Source organism: Stenotrophomonas sp. TD3 (genome assembly GCF_001939825.1).
Lineage (GTDB): Bacteria > Pseudomonadota > Gammaproteobacteria > Xanthomonadales > Xanthomonadaceae > Stenotrophomonas.
Genome location: NZ_MOYM01000001.1, coordinates 3243394 through 3261598 on the forward strand (window position 1 = coordinate 3243394; position 18205 = coordinate 3261598).

The window sequence follows — 18205 nt, forward strand, 5'->3', positions numbered from 1 at the left end:
CGGTGGAATCGATGTGCAGATTCCGGCCGTGGCCAGCGCTCATTCGAACCGATGCGGCCCATCGGCAAAGCCCACGGTGACCGCGCCCTTGCCGACGTTGACCATGCCGGTCAGGCTCATCACCGATTCGTACACGGTCACGCCATGGCCGGCGCAGACTTCCTTCATCTGTGCATAGCCGGGCAGGGTGCGCAGCTCGTCCAGTTCGCCGCCGTAGCTGACGCATACCGTGGGTGTCATCAGCCCCGCACGCACGCGCTGGCCGACCACCGCGAACAGCTTCTGCACGGCACTGTCGAAGCCCTTGATCTTGGCCACCGGCCCGGTCTCGCCACGGTAGCCGTGCAGCACCGGCTTGATGTCCAGCGCGCTGCCCAGCGCCGCGCTGAGCAGGCCGACACTGCGGTCGCCCTTGTGCCGTGCACGTGCGCGCATGTAGTACAGGTCGCGGGTGATCATGTAGCCGTGCACGTTGCCGGCCAGTTCTTCCAGGCGCTCGCGGATCTGCTGCACGCTGGCGCCGCTGTCACGCAGGCGAACCGCCTCCACTGCGGTCACGGCCTGCGCGGCGAACAGGTTCTGGGTATCGAGCACGCGCAGCGCGAACGGCGAGTTGTAGCCCGCTGCCTGCCGCACCGGCTTGTAATCGTTGAGGATGGCGAAGCTGGCCTGCAGCGCATTGTCGTGGATCGGGCTGCGGGTCTTGGTGATGGTCATGCAGAACACGTGGTCGTAATCGATCACCAGCTGCTGCAGGAACAGGTCGCGGATCTGGTTGACGCTGAAAGGGATGGTCTCCGCTTCAGCGCCATGTTCGGCCACATGCGCGTGCAGGAAGCTCAGGGTGGCCTGCTCATCGCGATGATCGGCCAGCACGGCTTCGCCGATGCGTACGGTGATCGGCAGCAGCACGATGTTGTGCTCGGCAATGAAGTCCTGCGGCAGATCGCAGGCCGAGTCGACGACGATTCCGATGCGCATCCGCGGCTCCCCCTCCAGGGCGGTTGTAGGTTCGGAAACGTGAAATCTATCTCAAATCCTGGCGTGGCGCGCGAGGGAAACGCGCCACGCCCTGTTCAGCGACTGCGCTGCACCGCTACCGGCAGGCTGGCCAGGCGCTGCCATTCGGGTTGCTGCAGCAGGCCTGGATCGGCCAGCACCGCCGCCATCAGCGGGTGGGCGTCGTTGCCCCAGAACAGTTCGTCATCGATGGCCAGGGTCGGCACGCCGAACACGCCGGCAGCAATGGCGGCCTCGGTGTTGCGCCGCAGCTGCTCCTTGACCGCCGGGTCGGCGATGGCGCTGGCGACATCCTCGATCCCCAGTCGCGCAGCCGGTTCGCGCAGGGCCTCGGCGCTGTCGGCGGCATTGCCGTCGCGCCAGATCCAGTCGAACAGCATGTCCACCGCCTGCACGCTGCCACCGGCGGCCAGGCACAGGCGCAGGGCGGACAGCGGATTGAACGGGTGGCCCGGCGGGAACCGCAGCGGTGTGCCCTCGGCCTGCGCAGTCCACTGCAGCTGGCGGTAGATGAAGCGGCGCTTGGCCGGAATCTCGGCCGGCCCGAGGTTGCCCAGATGGTGCAGCACGGCACCGAAGGCAATCGGCACGGTCTGGATCTGGGCAAACTGTGGCAACCGCTTCAGCTTCTGCCAGTGCAGGTAGGAATAGGGCGAGACGAAGTCGAAGTACCAGCGCAGCGTGGCCATTGGCGGTTCCTTGCAAGAGGTCAGGGCTGCGCGTTGCGCAGCAGGTAGCGGTCCCGCAGTTCAGTCTGGCGCGAGCGCATCGGCATCGCCCGGCCGCCCAGCCAGACCTGCTCGGCATAGTGCGCCACGTCCAGCGGGTCGCCTTCCCACAGCACCAGGTCGGCACGCTTGCCCGGCTCGATGCTGCCGATCTGGTCGGCCACGCCGAACGCCTGCGCCGGTACCCGGGTCAGGCCGGCCAGACCGTCGGCCCAGGGCAGGCCATTGGCCACGGCATTGCCCGCCAGCTGGCGCATCTTGCGTGCGTTGTGCGAGGCGTCGCCACGCTGCACGAACGAGACCGCCACGCCGGAACGTTGCAGGCGTGCCGCATTTTCCAACGTGGCACCGATCTGGTCGAAGCTGGCCGGCAGGTTGGACAGCACATCGACGAACACCGGCACCTGCGCGGCGGCCAGCTCCGGCGCCAGCTGCCAGGCTTCGCTGCCACCGGCGATGGCGATCTTCACCTTTTCGCGGGTGGCCCAGCGCAACAGCTGGCGGATGTCCGCCGCGCGGTCCACCTCCACCACGATGCGGCCCTGGCCTGCCAGGTAGCGGCCCAGCGTGCGGCGCCCGGCCGGCGTCAGCAGTGCATGTGGTGAGTCTGCGGCGACCTGGCCGCGCGCCTCGTCCACCATCTGCTGCAGCAGCATCCATTGCGCCGCACGCGAATGCCCGGTCAGCTCCACTGCGGCCGACCCCAGGCGCAGGAACAGCGCGCGCGGCCCGAGTGGATCGGCGCTGCCGTCCAGCCGCATCACACCGCCCTGGCCTGCAACGAAGCCGCCACCGGTGGCCGCCCCCAGGGCGGTGAAGCCGATGCCGTCCAGGCGTGCCACCGGGATCAGCACCGAGGCCGGGTTGTAGGCCAGGGTGACATCGAATTCGGGGCGCAACGGTTGTTCGCCGATCTTCAACGTGCTGTCGACCGTACTCGCTTCGCCGGAGACCTCTTCGATGCCGATCTCGGTGATGCCGCCGAACAGCGCCGGTGTCAGCGGGCGGCCATCGGCCTCGACCACGCTGGCACCGGCCGGTGCGGACAGCCCGCTGCCGACTGCGCGGATGATGCCGCCCTGCACCAGCACATCGGTGTGCTGCAGGCTGCCGCGCGTGCCGGCGGTATGCACGGTGGCGTTGCGGACCAGCAGGTCCTGCGCCTGCGCGGATGCGGAGATGCAGGCCAGCACCACGGCCGCAGCGCCGAGCCATGCCCGGCGACGCTTGTTCAACGCGCCCATCAGTGCACCTCCTGGCCGAGCTGGAAATCGGAACGCGGCGTCGCTGCCGGCGCACTGCGGTCGTACAGGCGGCGGCCGTCGATGAAGACCTGTTCGGCCAGCGCGTAGGAACTGAAGGGGTTGCCGTTCCAGACCACCACGTCGGCCATCTTGCCGGCCTCCAGGGTGCCGGTCTGGCCCTCGATGCCCAGCGCTTTGGCGGCGTTGGCGGTCATCCAGGTGATGGCGTGTTCGGGGCTGATCTCCGGCATGTGCGCGCGGCGCGCGGCGGCGATCACCTTGGCCGCTTCCTGGTTCAGGCGCTGGATGCCTTCGGGGGAATCGGAATGGACGATGGCGCAGCTGTTCTTCGGCCGGTCGACCAGTGCGATGTTCTCCGGAATGCCGTCGAAGGCTTCCATCTTGAAGCCCCACCAGTCGGCCCACAGCGCGCCGCAGACGCCATCGGCGGCCAGCCGGTCGGCCAGCTTGTAGGCCTCCACGCCGTGGTGGAAGGCGGCCACCTTGAAGCCGAATTCCTTGGCCAGGTCGAGCATGGTGGCCATCTCGTCGGCGCGGTAGCAGTGGATGTGCACGCGGATGTCGCCTTCGATCGCGCCGGCCAGCGTGTCCAGCTTGAGATCGCGCTTGCCACCGGCATCACCGGCGCTGTCGCCCTTGTCGCTGCCGAACCAGCCCGTGCGCTTGGCCGGCTTGGGTTTGTTCTTGGCGATGTAGTCGGCGGCATCGATGAAGGCGGCGCGGTAGCCGGCGACGTTGCCCATCCGCGTGGCCGGGGCGACGCCCTTGCCTTCGCCGTAGACCCGTTTCGGGTTCTCGCCGCAGGCCATCTTCAGCCCCCACGGAGCACCCGGGAATTTCATCGCCTGGTAGGTGATGGCCGGTACGTTCTTCAGGGTCACGCCACGGCCACCGACCAGGTTGGCCGAGCCGGGCAGCACCTGCATGCTGGTCACGCCACCGGCCAATGCGGTGGCGAAGCCCGGGTCCTGCGGCCACACCGAGTGCTCGGCCCAGACGTTGGCGGTGACCGGTGCGGTCATCTCGTTGCCGTCACTGTGCGCGCCGACGCCCGGGCTGGGGTACACGCCCAGGTGCGAATGCACGTCGATCAGGCCCGGGGTGACCCACTTGCCCTGCGCATCGATGCGGGTGACGCCGGCATCGGCCAGCAGCCGGGGCCCGACGGCAACGATACGGCCATCGCGCAGCAGCACGTCGGCGTTGTCCAGGCGCTGGCCGGTGCCGGTCAGCACGGTGGCGTTCTGGATCAGCACCGGCGCATCGGGATGCGCCTGGTAGGTGCTGGGGTAGGGATCGGCCACGAAGCGCGAGGCGCCCACCACCGGTGCCGTGCTCAATGAAAGCAGCGCCAGTGCCACCCCGGCGCGCAACAACGTCGATGCCATGCAGTTCCCCTTGCGACGTGATCCAACCGCCGACGCTAGCCGGGCGCTGGCGGGCTGCCAAGTGACCTTCTTCACAGGCCGGTCGCCGACGGCTCGACGGCACCGCCCGGCTGGCCGAAAATAGCCGATCCCCCGCCGTACCGGTCCCCCACCATGAAGAGCAAGCAGGAAATCGTCGACAACTGGCTGCCGCGTTACACCGGCGTGCCCTTGGACCAGTTCGGCCAGCACATCCTGCTGACCAACTTCGGGGGCTACCTGCATACCTTTTCCGAGCTGACCGGTGCCCCCGTCATCGGCCTGGACCGGCCGATGGCCAGTGCCACCATCGATGGCATCACCATGATCAACTTCGGCATGGGCAGCCCCAATGCCGCGATCATCATGGACCTGCTGTCGGCGGTGATGCCCAAGGCGGTGCTGTTCCTGGGCAAGTGCGGTGGCCTCAAGCGCAAGAACCAGCTGGGTGACCTGGTGCTGCCGATCGCGGCGATCCGCGGCGAGGGCACCTCGGGCGACTACCTGCCGCCGGAAGTGCCGGCCCTGCCGGCATTCGCGCTGCAGCGTGCGGTCTCGACCATGATCCGCGACCTTGGCCACGACTACTGGACCGGTACCGTCTACACCACCAACCGCCGGGTCTGGGAGCACGACGAGGCCTTCAAGGAGCGGCTGCGGGCGATGCGCTGCATGGCCATCGACATGGAAACCGCCACCGTGTTCGCGGCCGGCTTCGCCAACCACATCCCCAGCGGCGCGCTGCTGCTGGTATCGGACCAGCCGATGATCCCCGACGGGGTCAAGACCGAGGTGTCCGATGCCAAGGTCAGCTCCCAGTTCGTGGAAAACCATATCCAGATCGGTATCGAGGCGCTTAAGCTTATCCGGCGCAACGGCAAGTCGGTCCGCCACCTGCGCTTCGACGAATGATGATGATGGCCTGGCGCGGCGCGCCGGCCCTGGGGAGTAGGTGATGGATGTTGCCGCGCAAGTGGTGGATTTCTGGAAGGAGGCGGGCCCTGCGAAGTGGTTCGCCCGCGACGATGCGTTCGATGCGCAGTTCCGCCAGTTGTTCCTGGATGAGCATTTCGCGGCTGCTTCGCGTGCGCGTGAACACTGGCTGGGCAGTGCCGAGGGCGCACTGGCGCTGATGCTGCTGCTGGACCAGTTCCCGCGCAACTGCTTCCGCGGTAGCGCCCATTCCTATGCCACCGATGGCCTGGCCCGGCACTACGCCATGCGCGCCATCGAGGAAGGCCTGGACCTGCAGCTGGTGCCGAAGCTGCGCGCCTTCATCTACCTGCCGTTCGAGCACTCCGAGGACCCGCTGGACCAGGACCGTTCGGTGGCGATGTTCGATGTGCTGGGCGACAAGGAATACCTTCAGTACGCCGAGCTGCACCGCGACATCATCCGCCGCTTCGGTCGCTTCCCGCACCGCAACGCCGTGCTGGGGCGTATTCCCTCGCCGGAGGAACTGGACTACCTGGCCGAAGGCGGTTTCGCCGGCTAAGAAAAAGGGGACGGAGGGGATTAAGTCGTTTGTGGCAAAACGACTTAATCCCCTCCGTCCCCTTTTTCAGTGCCGATCAGTACTTCGGCACGCCGTTGTCGACGTCTTCCGACCAGGCGTTGATGCCGCCGGTGACGTTGAACACCTTGGTGAAGCCCAGGGCGCGGAACTGCTCGGCGGCCTGCGCGCTGCGGCCACCGTGGTGGCACATGAAGGCCAGCGCGGTGTCCTTGGGCAGGGCTTCCAGCGCGGCGCGGCCGGTGCCGTCGAAGGTCTTGAACGGCACGCCCACGGCGGCGATTTCACGCTCGTCGGCCGGGCGCACGTCCACCAGGGTGATGTTGCCGGCACGCACCAGGTCGTCGGCATCGCGCACGCTGATTTCCTGCACCGGCTTGGGCGCATTCGGGTTGTCGATGGCCAGGCCCTTGCCACGGATGTCGTCCACCCAGTCGATGGTGATGCCGTTGGCGCGACGGGCGCTGGCCAGGTCGAACTGCACGCGCAGGCCGTTGGACTCGGCGGCGATGGCGCCTTCGTCGTGCGGGGCCAGCTGGAAGTTCGGCTGGAAACCGGCGTCGATGGACAGCTGCAGGGCAGCGCCCGGGGCATCGGCCAGCGCGCCCTTGAGCATTTCCACGGCCGCCGGGGTGACGGTGATGCTCGGCGGGGTACGGTCCGGCGCGGCCAGGCCCAGCACGCTGCTCAGCTCGCCGCTGGCCGCCATCTGCAGCACGATGTCGCTGCCGCCGACCAGTTCGCCGTCGATGTACAGCTGCGGGATGGTCGGCCAGTCGCCATAGGCCTTGATGCCTTCACGGATTTCCTGGTCGGCCAGCACGTTGACGTGGGCGAACTCGACGCCGAGGTCCTGCAGGGCGCCCACGGCCTTGGCCGAGAAACCACACTGCGGCATCGACGGCTGGCCCTTCATGAACAGCACGACGCGGTTGGCGTTGAGGATGGATTCGATGCGCGAACGCAGGGCGGGATCGAGGGACATGGACGTCGGGGTTCCGGGAATTCGAATCATCAATTCTAACCCTCATGGCATCATGGGGGATGAGCAACGCAGGAACATTGCATCGCATCCCGACCCGGCCCTGGCGCTGGCTGCCCTGGCTGGTGGCGTCGCAGCTGGCCGTGATCCTGGCCTGGGCCCTGGCCGGCTGGCACTGGGGGCTGCCGTTGATGGTGGCCAGCCACGCACTGTTCATGGTGCCGGTGTTCCTGCCCAACAGCCGTTTCTACGCGCCGGTGCTGAGCCGGATGCCGGATGCCGGCAGCAGCGTCTGGTTGACCATCGATGACGGTCCTGGCCCGGAAACCCGTGCGGTGCTCGACCTGCTGAACCGCCACCAGGCCCGCGCCACCTTCTTCCTGGTAGGCGAGCGCGCGTTGGCGCAGCCGGACCTGGTGCAGGAGATCCTGCGCCGCGGCCACGACCTGGGCAACCACAGCCACAGCCATCCGCAGGCGCGCTTCTGGCGGCTGGGCCCGGCGGCGATGCGCGCCGAGATCGAGGGCTGCCAGCATGCCCTGCAGGCGGTAAGCGGCCGCCCGGTGCGCTGGTACCGTTCGGTGGTGGGCATGACCAATCCGTTCGTGGCACCGGTGCTGCAGCGGCTGGGCCTGGTCCGGGTCGGCTGGAGCGCGCGCGGCTTCGACGGTATCGGCTGCACGGCGCAGGGCGTGCTCGACCGCCTGCTGCCGGACCTGCGCCCGGGCGCCATCGTGCTGCTGCATGAGGGGGCCGCCCACGGCCACAACCTGGCGATCATCGAGCGCGTGCTGCAGGCGCTGGACGAGCGCGGCCTGAAGGCGCAGCTGCCGGCCCTGTAACCCAGGGTTCTGGGCGCTTGGGGCAGCCGAGCATGGGCTCGACGCTACAAGGTCTGGCGATCATCCTGTAGCGCCCGAGCCGATGCTCGGGCGGCGGTGCGCAGCACCGGAAGACGTCGGAGGGCAGCCGGGCGTGATCTCGGCGCTACAACGAAGGGCGTTCGGCCACCAGCAACCAGCTGTTGAACGGGGTGCGCCCGTGCAGCGGCCGGGGCGCCGTCACCTGCAATCCGGCCTCGATCAATGTCGCCTGCAGCACCTTCGGGTCGGGGTAATGGCGAGGCCGCGTGCCCATCCAGCCGACCAGCCAGGCCAGCCGGTCGGCCACCCGCGTGGTGCGGTCGCGGCCATCGCCGGTGGCCAGTGGCGTGCGCAGCAGCAGGCGGCCGCCGGAAGCGACCCGTGCACTGGCTGCGCGCAGCAGTGCCTGCTGTGGGCCCGCATCCAGGTACTGCAGTACATCCAGCAGCAGCACGTGCCCGGCCTGCGCCGGCAGCGGTGCCTGCACGTCCAGGCAGTCGAAGCGCACATCGTGCAGGCCGGTGGCGGCACGCTGGGCGCGGGTGATCTTGCCGGCGTCCACGTCCACGCCGAGGTAGCGCTGGGTACTGCCGCGCTGGCGCAGCACATGGGCGAACAGGCCCAGCCCGCAGCCCAGGTCCAGCAGTGGATGCCCGTCGTCAGGCAGATGCTGCAGCACGCCGTCATACAGCGGGTCGCTGCCGAGCTTGCCGCGGGTGTAGTAGTAGTCGCGGCGGCTGCCCCAGGCCTGTGCCGGGCGGAACGCCTCGGCGATCGCGCGGGCCTGCGGGGCGGTCAGCGGTGTGCAGGGCAGGGGCGGGCCGTTCCGTGGCGTGCCATCCATCGCGTCAGTCCGTTCCACCGAGCAGGTGCGCGGCGACCGGCAGCGCGCGTGCGCTCCATAGGGCGTACATCCGCGCCGACGGGTGCAGGCCGTCCTCGGCGATCATCGCCGGGTCGTCCCCCTGTTCACGGCTGATGTCGGTGATGTCGACGAAGGCCGCACCCTGCTGGGTGCTGATCACCTCGGCGGCCGCATTGAATTCGTCGGTTTCGATCTCGATGGTGGTCAGGTCCCGGCCACTGCCCGTGCCAAACGGGGTCGCGCCCCAGTCGGGGAAGGACAGCACCAGCACCCGCCCGGGGCGGCCACCGGCAAAGCCGATCGCCCGCTGCAGCAGGGCCTGGAACTGGACGCGGTACTCGTCCAGCGGACGGCCGCGGTACTGGTTGTTGACGCCGATCAGCAGGCTGACGAAATCGAACGGACCCTGCGGTGCGGCCGCATCGATGCCAGCGTCCAGCTCGTCGGTGGTCCAGCCGGTGGTGGCGATGGTCTGCGGGTCGGCCAGCGCCACGTCCTGCGCACGCAGGGCGGCGGCGAGCTGGTGCGGCCAGCGGCCTTCGACCGCAACGGCTTCACCGATGGTGTACGAGTCGCCCAGCGCCAGGTAGGACAGCGCCACGGCTCAGGCCACCGAACGGCGTGGCTTCAACGGTACGACCTTGGTCGCGTCCTCGGCGCGGCGGGCCAGCACGCGGTCGATGCGGGCGAACACATCGCGCATCACCGAGGCTTCCGGCAGCAGGGTCACGCGGAAATGATGGCGGTAGGGCACGTTGAAGCTGGAACCCGGTACCACCAGCACGCCTTCGTTGTTCATCAGGTCCAGCGCGAAGTTGTGGTCGTCAAAGCCCTTGGCGGCAGCACCGACCACCGCCGGGAACGCATACAGCGCGCCGGCCGGCGCGACCAGCGACAGGTGCTCACTGGCTTCGCAGGCCTCGATTACCGCACGGCGGGTCTCATACAGGCGGCCACCCGGGGTGCACAGTTCGGAGATGGTGTCCGGGCCGTTCACCGCGGCCTCGATGGCGTACTGGCCCGGCACGTTGGCGCACAGGCGCAGCGCGCCGAGCAGGTCCAGCGCGGCGCGGAAGTCGCCCAGGCGCGCATCGTCGCCGCTGAGGTGGGCCCAGCCCACGCGCCAGCCGCAGGCACGGTGCACCTTGCTCAGGCCGCTGAAGGTCAGGCACGGGTGGTCGCCGGCCAGCGGCGCGACCGGCTGGAACACCGCATCGTCGTACAGGATCTGGTCGTAGATCTCATCGACCAGCAACAGCAGGTTGTGGCGGCGTGCGATCTCGACCACGCGCTCCAGCAGTTCGCGCGGGTAGCTGGCGCCGCTGGGGTTGTTCGGGTTGATCAGCACGATGGCGCGGGTGCGCGAGGACACCAGCGTCTCGATCTCGCTCGGGTCCGGCTGGAAGCCGTTCTCGGCGGCGCAGCGGTAGTACACCGGGCGGCCATCATTGAGGATGGTCGAGGCCGACCACAGCGGGTAGTCCGGCGAGGGCACCAGGACTTCGTCGCCCGGGTTGAGCAGTGCGCGCAGCGACAGGTCGATCAGCTCGCTGACGCCGTTGCCGACGAACACACGGTCGGGGTGCGCATCCGGTGCGCCACGGCGGGCGTAGTACGCCGCGATGGCTTCGCGTGCGACCGGCAGGCCCTGCTGGTGGGTGTACGGGTCGGTGCGGCCCATGTCGTCGGCGATCGCGCGCTGCAGGTGCTCGGGCGCGCGGAAACCGAAGTTGCCCGGATTGCCGATGTTGAGCTTGATCAGCTTGCGGCCCTGCGCCTCCAGCTCCCGGGCTCGCCGCGCCAGTTCTCCGCGGATTTCGTAGCGCACTTCGGAAAGGCGCTCGCGGATGGCCAGGGGCTTGGGCGAGATGGTGGACATGGGGGCTGGGCCGTCAAAAGGCATGGGGATTCCATCCTACCGGAATTGCTGCAGTGCATGGCAAGGGCTCCGGGCCTGTCATTGCTGGGCTGGCAGGGGGCCGTCACAGGTAGAATGGCGGCGATGACCCAGACCCCCGATTTCATCGCCCTGCAGACCATCGGCTGGCCCTGGCCGGGCCCGGCGCAGCAGGCCGACTGGCAGGCCGTGATGGCCGCGCACCCGCAGGCCCGCCCGGCGCGGGTGATCGAACAGCACCGTACCCACTACGTGGTGGCCGATGGCCCGGATGCGGCGATCAAGGCCGAGTCGCTGCCGGAATGGCAGCGCCCGCGCTTCCCCAGCCACGAGCGGCCGGCGGTGGGTGACTGGGTGCTGCTGGACGGCATCCGCATCGTCGCGCTGCTGCCACGCCGCACCGCGATCAAGCGTGGCGCCGCCGGTGAGCACTACCACCAGCAGGTGATCGCGGCCAACATCGATACGGTGTTCATCGTCTGCGGCCTGGATGCCGACTTCAATCCGAGGCGCATCGAACGCTACCTGCTGCTGGTCGGCGGTGGTGGTGCCGAACCGGTGGTGGTGCTGACCAAGGCCGACCAGACCGAGTACAGCGAGGATGCGCTGGCGGTGCTGGAAGAGCTGGAGATGCAGGGCATCGCGCTGCATGCGATCAACGGCCTGGATGCCGACAGCGTGGCGGTGCTGCAACCGTGGCTGGGCCCCGGTCGCACGGTGGTGCTGGTTGGCTCCTCCGGTGCCGGCAAGTCCACATTGACCAACACCCTGCTCGGCGAGCAGCGGATGAAGACCAACGCGGTGCGTGCCAATGATTCGCGCGGCCGCCACACCACCACCCATCGCGCGCTGATGCCGCTGCCGACCGGCGCCTGCCTGATCGACACCCCCGGCATGCGCGAGCTGAAGCCGACCGGCGAAGAAACGCTGTCCGAAGGTGGCTTCGCCGATATCGAGGCGCTGGCCGCACAGTGCCGCTTCAACGACTGCAAGCACCAGCAGGAACCGGGCTGTGCCGTGCGTGCAGCGATCGAGGCGGGCGAAATCGAAGAAAGCCGGCTGCTGAACTACTTCAAGCTGAAGGAAGAAGTGGCCGCTGCTGCCGCCAAGCTGGCGGTCCGCCAGGCCGAGACCGCGCAGGAGCGCGGCGGCAAGAAGGGCAAGGGCCAGCAGTTCCGCCCGGCAGGCAAGCCGCGCCGGCGCTGACCCCGCGATACCGGAAACCTGTTCCTGGTGAGTGCCAAACTTGGTTGGCACGAATGTGTCCGAAGCCGCCTGCGGCGGATGCCAACCAAGGTTGGCAACTGCCCGATGCTCCGCCCGTCCCAAAGCAAGGGCAGAGCGCTATAGTCCGCGCATGGAACCGACCGCGACGCTGGACCGTGAGGTGGCCCACCATGCAGCGCTTGATGCGCGCCTGGTCGAGGCCGTGGGAGGCATCCGCCTGCTGGGCCTGACCAGCTGGCCGGCAACGCTACAGGCACCGTTCCTGGACAGCGTGGCGCGCGGCCAGCCGGTACTGCCAAAGGTGGATTACCCCCGGCTCGACTTCAGCGAAGAGCGCCGCGCGCTGGCCGCGATCGCTGCCGCCTGTGACGACAGCCATCCACTCGGCCACTACGTGCAGCAGTCGGCGCAGAGCTGGGACCTGGCCGCGCAGCTGCTGGAAGGGCTGGGCACCGCCGCCGTCGATACCTGTTCGGTGCAGCTGTTCGGCGCCCCCGAGCAGCCGCTGCCGGGCAATGGCCCGAGCACGCGCGAAGCCGCACGGCACTTCATCCAGATTGCTGCCGAGCTGGACCACGAGCTGTTGGCGCCGGAAGAGCAGGTGCCGGTCTCGGCCATCGCGCTGCAGCTGCAGTTGCAGAACGATCTGGACGCTTTCTTTGAATCACGCATCATCCAGGTACAGCTGGATCCGGAGCTGGTGTCCAAGGCCGCCGCCGGCCCGACCCGCATCCGCCTGCGCACCAGTGCGCGCTTCAGCGCCTACGACCGCGCGCAGCTGTTCCACCATGAAGCGCTGGTGCATTCGCTGACCGCGTTGAACGGGCGCGAACAGCCTGTGCTGCCCAGCCTGGCGCTGTCGTCGCCGCGGGTGACGGCAACCCAGGAAGGGTTGGCCACCTTCGCCGAGCAGATCACCGGCAGCATCGACATCGAACGCCTGAAGCGCATCAGCCTGCGTACCGAAGCGATTGCCATGGCCCGCGAAGGCGCCGATTTCATCGAAGTGTTCCGCTACTTTTGCGATGCCGGGCAGAACGCGGAAGAGAGTTTCGCTTCGGCGCAGCGCGTGTTCCGCGGCGTGCCGCCGAGTGGCGGTCTGGCGTTCACCAAGGACACGGTGTACCTGCGTGGCCTGGTATCGGTGCATACCTTCTTCCGCCACATGCTGGCCGAGGACCGCCTGCAGGTCTGCCGCTGGTTGTTCGCGGGAAAGATGAGCCTGACCGATGCGATCGCGTTCGCACCGTTGTTCGAGGCGGGGGTGCTGAAGCCACCGCGCTGGCTGCCGCACTGGGTGAGCCGGGCGAACGGCCTGGCCGGCATGCTGGCGTTCTCGCTGTTCGCCAACCGGATACGGATGGACCAGCTGGCGCCGGAATGAAATGCGTTGGCGGCTTGTGGCGTCTCGATTGATATCGGGGAGAGCGGGGGGCTTGCGCTGGCCAGGACACGCCGCAAGTACGTCCCTGTAGGCTCGGCCACGGCATCCATGCCGTGGACGGTCCTGGCCAGCGCAAGCCCCCCGCTCCAGACAATTTCCCGCGAGACGGCCAGCAATCCACCAGAGGGATTGCGCTTGAAGAGCTTGAAAAGCAAAGAGCCGGGCAGTGCCCGGCTCTTTGCTTTTGCTCTTCTTTGCCCTCCGCACCGTGGCGCGGGAAACCGTCGAGCAGGGTCGGATGGGCCGGCGCAGGACCGTTGGCGCCATGGATGGCGCCATCGAGCCCCAATGGATGGGTTCACGGCGTGTCCTGCGCCGGCCCATCCGGCCCTGCCCCGCGACGATAATCAAGACGCCGCGGGGCAACGCTTTCGACTTAGAACTCCGCCGCCACCGTCATGAACAACTGCCGCGGTGCACTCGCATGGATCGCATAGCGCGTGCCCTTCGGGTCGGTCGGTGCGAACGAGCTCAGCTGGCCGGCGTAGCGCTTGTTGGTCAGGTTGGTCGCGTTCAACGACACCCGCACGTTGCGCAGGCCCAGGCCCGGGCCGAAGTCGTAGCCCGCACCGGCGTCGAAGGTGGTCACGCCCGGCACCGACTGGTCGTTGGTGTAGGTGTAGTAGCGCTTGCCGGTGTACTTCGCACGCAGGCTGGCGAAGAAGCCGTCGCGGTTCCAGCTGATTTCGCTGGAGGCCATGCGCTGCGGCGTATCCACCGTGATCTTGCCGGCCACCGGAACGATCGCGCCGCCCGAGGTGTAGTCATCCTCGTAGGTGGTCTTGTTCCAGGACAGCGCGTTGTACCACTGCAGGCCGTCGATCGGCTTGAAGATGAAGGTCAGTTCCGCACCGTAGCTCTTCACCGAACCGACGTTGATGAAGCGCGTCACGCACTCCGGGCGCGTGCCGACTTCGATGCTCGAGCACGGGTTCAGCGACAGCAGGCGGTTGTCGAACTTCACGTTGTAGGCCGCGATCGAGGCCTGGTACTTCTCGCCGAAGGTACGGAAGCCGGCTTCCAGGCTCTTGGACTTCTCCGGTTCCAGCCCGGCGCTGGCCGCGAACGATTCCGGCGACACCTGCAGCGGGCCGCCGCTGCCACCGCCGACGAAGGCGGCGATGTTCTCGGCGTAGGAGGCGAACAACTCGTTGTTGGCGTTGAGCTTGAAGCCCACGCCCACCTGCGGCAGCACCGATTCCTTGGCGGTCAGCGTGCCCGAGGCGATGCTGGTTTCCACGCCCGGCTTGGCAGTGGCGCGCATGCGGGTGTTGGGGCTCTTGATGCCCACGTCCACGGTCAGGCGCTGGTCCAGGAAGCGCATGCGGTCCTGCACGTAGAACTGGCGCGTGCGGATGTCGAAGTCCTGGTTGAACAGCAGGCGATCCGGGTTCTTCAGGTACAGGTCGTCCAGGAACGGGCCGCTGATGTAGTAGAAGTTGCGCGAGACGTTGTGGTCGTTCTGCTCGTACCACAGGCCGGCTTCCAGTTCGTGGATGCCCACCGTCCACGACAGCGCGGCGGTCAGGCCATCGCGGTTGATCGTGTAGTTGGTGCTGCGGATCGAGATCGGCAGCATCTTGTCGGTGCCCGGGTAGGACGGCTGGCCCGGTGCCCACCAGTGGCCCTGGCCACGGTTGTCGTGATGGTAGGCCAGCAGCTTCAGGCGGCCCTGCTCGCCCAGGCGCAGGTCGGCATCCACCGAGTACAGGTTGTCGTCACGCAGCGCGCGGCTCTGGTAGTACGCATCGTCGATGCTGTTGACGCCGCCGCTGAACGCGCAGCGCGCCTTGTTGTAGGTGCCCGGCGCGCAGTACGCGGCAGCGACGGCGCGATTCCAGTCCGGTGCGTAGATGTTCCAGTCATAGCCCAGGCCGCGGGCCAGCATGTCCTTGGACAGGTAGGCGTAGTTGGCCTGGCTGGCGCGCGAGGTGGCCACGAACGCACCGAAGCGGTGGTCGCCGACATTCCACACCGCCTTGGCGTTGAACTGGCGGGTGGTCTGGTTCTGGTACGGCGCGGCCCACATGTCCTGGTCCTGGTGCACGCCGGACACATAGGCCGAGAAGCCGTTGATGTCGCCGGTATCCACGCGCAGGTAGCCACGGCGCTGGTTGTTGTCGCCGACGGTGACGCTGGCGCGACCACCGAATTCGGTGGACGGGTCCATCGAGAAGTACTGGATGGTGCCGCCGAGGTTGCTGGTCGAGGCCACGCCCAGCGAACCGATGCCCTGCGACAGCTCGGCACCGGCCAGGTTCTCGGCGATGATCGCGCGGGCGATGCTCAGGCCGTTGTAGTTGCCGTAGCTGTTGTCGCCCAGCGGGATGCCGTCCAGCGTGTAGCCGAGGCGGCTCTTGTCGAAGCCACGCAGGCTGATGGTCTGCGATTCCTCGTTGGCGCCGAAGGCATCGTTGGACTGCACCGACACGCCCGGCAGGCGGTCGAGGATCTTCTGGCCGCTGGTGCCCGGCGGCAGCACCTGCTTGTCGACGGCGGTGATGCGCTGCACCTGGCGGGTCTCGCCCTGGCCGATCACGGAGACGGTATCCAGCGTCTGCGCGCTCAGCGCGGCCTCGGTGCTGGCGCCGGTATCGGCGGCGGTGGCGGCATGGGCGCTGGCGGCGGCGGAGAGCGCGATCGCCACGGCAATCGTCAGGTGTCGGGTCTGCATGGTGGTCCGTTGCATTGGGGGTGGTCACCGGCACGCGTGCGCGGTGCATGGCCACTATGCGAACGGAACATGAAACCTTCTTTACGAAAAACCAACGAACGGTGCAGGGCACCCGCGCATGTCCCGCCGCCGAATGAAAAAGGGGCCGGATCCCCCTCGCGAGCGAAGGTTCACCGGCCCCGCGCACTCCGTGGGGGAGGCGCTCCACGCGTCGCGTGGAGGAGGGCTCAACCCATGTACAGGCCACCGTTGACCGGATAGTCGGCACCGGTCACATACGAGGCCTCATCCGACGCCAGCCAGGCGCACAGGCCGGCCACTTCCTCGGGACGGCCCAAGCGACGCACCGGCACCGAAGCGGCCAGTCGATCCAGTACATCCGGCGGGAAGCTGCTGATCGCCTGGCTGGCGATGTAGCCCGGCGACAGCGTGTTGACGGTCACCCCGCGCGAGGCCACTTCGGCGGCCAGCGCACGGCTGAAGCCATGCATCGCGGCCTTGGCGGTGGCGTAGTTCACCTGGCCGATCTGGCCCTTGTGGGCGCTGACCGAGCCGATGTTGATGATGCGGCCCCAGCCCCGCGTGGCCATGCCGTCGACCACCTGCTTGGTCAGGTTGAACAGCGCATTGAGGTTGGAGGCGATCACCGCGTTCCAGTCTTCCACCGTCATCTGCCGGAACAGCAGGTCGCGGCTGCCGCCGGAGTTGTTGACCAGCACGTCCACCTCGCCGACTTCAGCGCGGACCTTGGCGAATGCGGCGCTGGTCGAGGCCCAGTCGGTCGCGTTGCCTTCGGAGGCGATGAAGTCGAAGCCCTGTTCGCGCTGCTCGCGCAGCCAGTTGGCCTTGCGCGGCGAATTCGGCGCGCAACCGGCGACCACGGTGTGGCCGCTGCGGGCCAGGCTCTGGCAGATGGCAGTACCGACACTGCCCATGCCGCTGGTGACGTAAGCGATTCGAAGCGTCATTGCAGAAGGCTCCTAGGTAAGGGTCAGGCCGCGAGCGGGTACAGGCCGAACAGCAGGCTGCCGACCATCAGCAGCATCGAGATGGCGATGGCCCACTTCAGGGTGAACTTCTGGTGGTCGGCGAATTCGACCTTGGCCAGGCCCACCAGCAGGTAGGTGGACGGCACCAGCGGGCTGAGCAGGTGCACCGGCTGGCCGGCCAGCGAGGCGCGCGCCATTTCCACCGGGGTGATGCCGTAGTTGCCGGCGGCCTCGGAAAGGATCGGCAGCACGCCGAAGTAGAACGCGTCGTTGGACATGAAGAAGGTGAACGGCATCGACGCCACTGCGGTGATCACCGCCAGGTACGGGCCCCACGATTCCGGAATCACCGCCAGGAAGCTGTGCGACATCGCTTCGACCATGCCGGTGTTGTTGAGGATGCCGGTGAAGATGCCCGCGGCGAAGATCAGCGACACCACCGACAGCACGTTGCCGGCGTGGTTGACCACGCGGCGGCGCTGCTCGGCCAGGTTCGGGTAGTTGATCACCAGGGCGATGGCGAAGCCGACCATGAACAGCACCGGCATCGGCAGCACGCCGATGATCAGCGCGGTCATCAGCGCCACGGTCAGGGCCAGGTTGACCCACAGCAGCTTCGGACGCTTGATGTCCTCGGCGTCTTCCACGGTCGGCAGCGGGTTGCTGTCGTCGGACACGCTGTTGTCCATCCAGCTGCCGCCCTTGGGCAGGGTCACCACGCCGAGGCGACGGCGTTCCTTCAGGCCCAGGTACCAGGCCAGCAGCAGCACGCCGGCACAGGCGATCACCATCGACGGGATCAGCGGCACGAACACATCGGCCGGGTCCACGTGCAGCGCAGTGGCCGCGCGTGCGGTCGGGCCGCCCCACGGGGTCAGGTTCATCACGCCGCCGGCGAGGATGGTCACGCAGGTCATGTTCAGCGCGTTCATGCCCAGCCGCTGGTACAGCGGCAGCATCGCCGAGACGGTGATCATGTAGGTGGTCGAGCCATCACCGTCGAGCGAGATCAGCATCGCCAGCACCGCGGTGCCGAGCACGATCTTCATCGGATCGCCCTTGACGAAGCGCAGGATGATCCGCACCAGCGGATCGAACAGGCCGGCGTCGATCATCACGCCGAAGTAGAGGATGGCGAACATCAGCATCACGCCGGTCGGCGCGATCTTCTTGATGCCCTCCAGCATCATCTCGTCGATGCCGGCGCCGAAGCCACCGATCAGCGCGAACAGGATGGGGATGGTGATCAGGGCGACGAGCGGCGACAGGCGTTTGCTCATGATCAAGTACATGAACGTAATGACCATGCCAAAGCCGAGGATGCTCAGCATC

At 67.8% G+C, this 18205-nt stretch carries 16 protein-coding genes; 5 read left to right on the plus strand and 11 right to left on the minus strand.

Annotated elements, in window-relative coordinates; all coding sequences use genetic code 11:
• Positions 1-39: 39 nt before the first annotated feature.
• From BKE09_RS15130 to BKE09_RS15145, 4 genes are all read right to left on the minus strand, one after another.
• On the minus strand, positions 40-981 hold the full coding sequence (locus tag BKE09_RS15130; RefSeq protein ID WP_049442888.1) for a DegV family protein: 942 nt from the start codon (positions 979-981) through the stop codon (positions 40-42).
• A gap of 95 nt (positions 982-1076) precedes the next feature.
• Positions 1077-1709, minus strand: coding sequence for a 2-hydroxychromene-2-carboxylate isomerase (locus BKE09_RS15135; protein WP_075676275.1), 633 nt, complete (start codon positions 1707-1709; stop codon positions 1077-1079).
• A 20-nt stretch (positions 1710-1729) separates the two neighbouring features.
• Positions 1730-2992, minus strand: coding sequence for an amidohydrolase family protein (locus BKE09_RS15140; RefSeq protein ID WP_075676276.1), 1263 nt, complete (start codon positions 2990-2992; stop codon positions 1730-1732).
• A complete protein-coding gene (locus BKE09_RS15145) occupies positions 2992-4401 on the minus strand; it encodes an amidohydrolase (protein WP_075676277.1) in 1410 nt (469 codons plus the stop codon). Before BKE09_RS15145 ends, BKE09_RS15140 begins: the two co-directional genes overlap by 1 nt.
• A gap of 153 nt (positions 4402-4554) precedes the next feature.
• Between BKE09_RS15145 and BKE09_RS15150 the strand changes: the two genes are divergently transcribed.
• Both BKE09_RS15150 and BKE09_RS15155 read left to right on the plus strand, forming a co-directional pair.
• The gene (locus tag BKE09_RS15150; RefSeq protein WP_075676278.1) at positions 4555-5331 is read left to right on the plus strand and encodes an AMP nucleosidase; all 777 of its coding nucleotides are present in this window, start codon (positions 4555-4557) and stop codon (positions 5329-5331) included.
• A 43-nt stretch (positions 5332-5374) separates the two neighbouring features.
• Positions 5375-5914: a DUF924 family protein gene (locus BKE09_RS15155; RefSeq protein ID WP_075676279.1), complete on the plus strand. Its 540-nt coding sequence runs from the start codon at positions 5375-5377 to the stop codon at positions 5912-5914.
• Positions 5915-5990: 76 nt separating this feature from the next.
• On the opposite strand, the gene grxD is transcribed toward BKE09_RS15155, so the two are convergent.
• Positions 5991-6917, minus strand: a complete 927-nt coding sequence (gene grxD / locus BKE09_RS15160; RefSeq protein WP_042358958.1) for a Grx4 family monothiol glutaredoxin — start codon at positions 6915-6917, stop codon at positions 5991-5993.
• 59 nt (positions 6918-6976) lie between these two features.
• Here grxD and BKE09_RS15165 point away from each other — a divergent pair, with 59 nt between their 5' ends.
• The gene (locus tag BKE09_RS15165) at positions 6977-7756 is read left to right on the plus strand and encodes a polysaccharide deacetylase family protein (RefSeq protein WP_075676280.1); all 780 of its coding nucleotides are present in this window, start codon (positions 6977-6979) and stop codon (positions 7754-7756) included.
• 145 nt (positions 7757-7901) lie between these two features.
• On the opposite strand, the gene BKE09_RS15170 is transcribed toward BKE09_RS15165, so the two are convergent.
• The 3 genes from BKE09_RS15170 to BKE09_RS15180 are packed head-to-tail and all read right to left on the minus strand — an operon-like array spanning position 7902 to position 10521.
• Positions 7902-8621: a class I SAM-dependent methyltransferase gene (locus BKE09_RS15170; protein ID WP_075676281.1), complete on the minus strand. Its 720-nt coding sequence runs from the start codon at positions 8619-8621 to the stop codon at positions 7902-7904.
• 4 nt (positions 8622-8625) lie between these two features.
• Positions 8626-9243, minus strand: coding sequence for an SGNH/GDSL hydrolase family protein (locus tag BKE09_RS15175; RefSeq protein ID WP_075676282.1), 618 nt, complete (start codon positions 9241-9243; stop codon positions 8626-8628).
• Positions 9244-9246: 3 nt separating this feature from the next.
• Positions 9247-10521, minus strand: coding sequence for a pyridoxal phosphate-dependent aminotransferase (locus tag BKE09_RS15180; protein WP_032956570.1), 1275 nt, complete (start codon positions 10519-10521; stop codon positions 9247-9249).
• A gap of 114 nt (positions 10522-10635) precedes the next feature.
• Between BKE09_RS15180 and rsgA the strand changes: the two genes are divergently transcribed.
• Complete coding sequence (gene rsgA, locus BKE09_RS15185) at positions 10636-11745, plus strand: ribosome small subunit-dependent GTPase A (RefSeq protein WP_049442897.1); 1110 nt, start codon at positions 10636-10638, stop codon at positions 11743-11745.
• A gap of 151 nt (positions 11746-11896) precedes the next feature.
• Positions 11897-13150, plus strand: coding sequence for a flavohemoglobin expression-modulating QEGLA motif protein (locus BKE09_RS15190; protein WP_075676283.1), 1254 nt, complete (start codon positions 11897-11899; stop codon positions 13148-13150).
• Positions 13151-13586: 436 nt separating this feature from the next.
• Here the strand turns inward: BKE09_RS15190 and BKE09_RS15195 are convergent, their stop codons facing one another.
• From BKE09_RS15195 to BKE09_RS15205, 3 genes are all read right to left on the minus strand, one after another.
• Positions 13587-15884, minus strand: a complete 2298-nt coding sequence (locus tag BKE09_RS15195; protein WP_075676284.1) for a TonB-dependent receptor — start codon at positions 15882-15884, stop codon at positions 13587-13589.
• A gap of 227 nt (positions 15885-16111) precedes the next feature.
• Positions 16112-16852 (minus strand): acetoacetyl-CoA reductase, encoded by a 741-nt coding sequence (phbB, locus tag BKE09_RS15200; protein ID WP_005419193.1) that lies wholly within the window; start codon positions 16850-16852, stop codon positions 16112-16114.
• A 23-nt stretch (positions 16853-16875) separates the two neighbouring features.
• Complete coding sequence (locus BKE09_RS15205; RefSeq protein ID WP_075676776.1) at positions 16876-18204, minus strand: CitMHS family transporter; 1329 nt, start codon at positions 18202-18204, stop codon at positions 16876-16878.
• Position 18205 lies beyond the last annotated feature (1 nt).

What these genes read in the sequence shown, in the direction of transcription:
- BKE09_RS15130 (WP_049442888.1), bottom strand. Translation starts at nt 981, where the DNA reads ATGCGCATCGGAATCGTCGTCGACTCGGCCTGCGATCTGCCGCAGGAC.
- BKE09_RS15135 (WP_075676275.1), bottom strand. Translation starts at nt 1,709, where the DNA reads ATGGCCACGCTGCGCTGGTACTTCGACTTCGTCTCGCCCTATTCCTAC.
- BKE09_RS15140 (WP_075676276.1), bottom strand. Translation starts at nt 2,992, where the DNA reads ATGGGCGCGTTGAACAAGCGTCGCCGGGCATGGCTCGGCGCTGCGGCC.
- BKE09_RS15145 (WP_075676277.1), bottom strand. Translation starts at nt 4,401, where the DNA reads ATGGCATCGACGTTGTTGCGCGCCGGGGTGGCACTGGCGCTGCTTTCA.
- BKE09_RS15150 (WP_075676278.1), top strand. Translation starts at nt 4,555, where the DNA reads ATGAAGAGCAAGCAGGAAATCGTCGACAACTGGCTGCCGCGTTACACC.
- BKE09_RS15155 (WP_075676279.1), top strand. Translation starts at nt 5,375, where the DNA reads ATGGATGTTGCCGCGCAAGTGGTGGATTTCTGGAAGGAGGCGGGCCCT.
- grxD (WP_042358958.1), bottom strand. Translation starts at nt 6,917, where the DNA reads ATGTCCCTCGATCCCGCCCTGCGTTCGCGCATCGAATCCATCCTCAAC.
- BKE09_RS15165 (WP_075676280.1), top strand. Translation starts at nt 6,977, where the DNA reads ATGAGCAACGCAGGAACATTGCATCGCATCCCGACCCGGCCCTGGCGC.
- BKE09_RS15170 (WP_075676281.1), bottom strand. Translation starts at nt 8,621, where the DNA reads ATGGATGGCACGCCACGGAACGGCCCGCCCCTGCCCTGCACACCGCTG.
- BKE09_RS15180 (WP_032956570.1), bottom strand. Translation starts at nt 10,521, where the DNA reads ATGTCCACCATCTCGCCCAAGCCCCTGGCCATCCGCGAGCGCCTTTCC.
- rsgA (WP_049442897.1), top strand. Translation starts at nt 10,636, where the DNA reads ATGGCGGCGATGACCCAGACCCCCGATTTCATCGCCCTGCAGACCATC.
- BKE09_RS15190 (WP_075676283.1), top strand. Translation starts at nt 11,897, where the DNA reads ATGGAACCGACCGCGACGCTGGACCGTGAGGTGGCCCACCATGCAGCG.
- BKE09_RS15195 (WP_075676284.1), bottom strand. Translation starts at nt 15,884, where the DNA reads ATGCAGACCCGACACCTGACGATTGCCGTGGCGATCGCGCTCTCCGCC.
- phbB (WP_005419193.1), bottom strand. Translation starts at nt 16,852, where the DNA reads ATGACGCTTCGAATCGCTTACGTCACCAGCGGCATGGGCAGTGTCGGT.
- BKE09_RS15205 (WP_075676776.1), bottom strand. Translation starts at nt 18,204, where the DNA reads ATGCTGAGCATCCTCGGCTTTGGCATGGTCATTACGTTCATGTACTTG.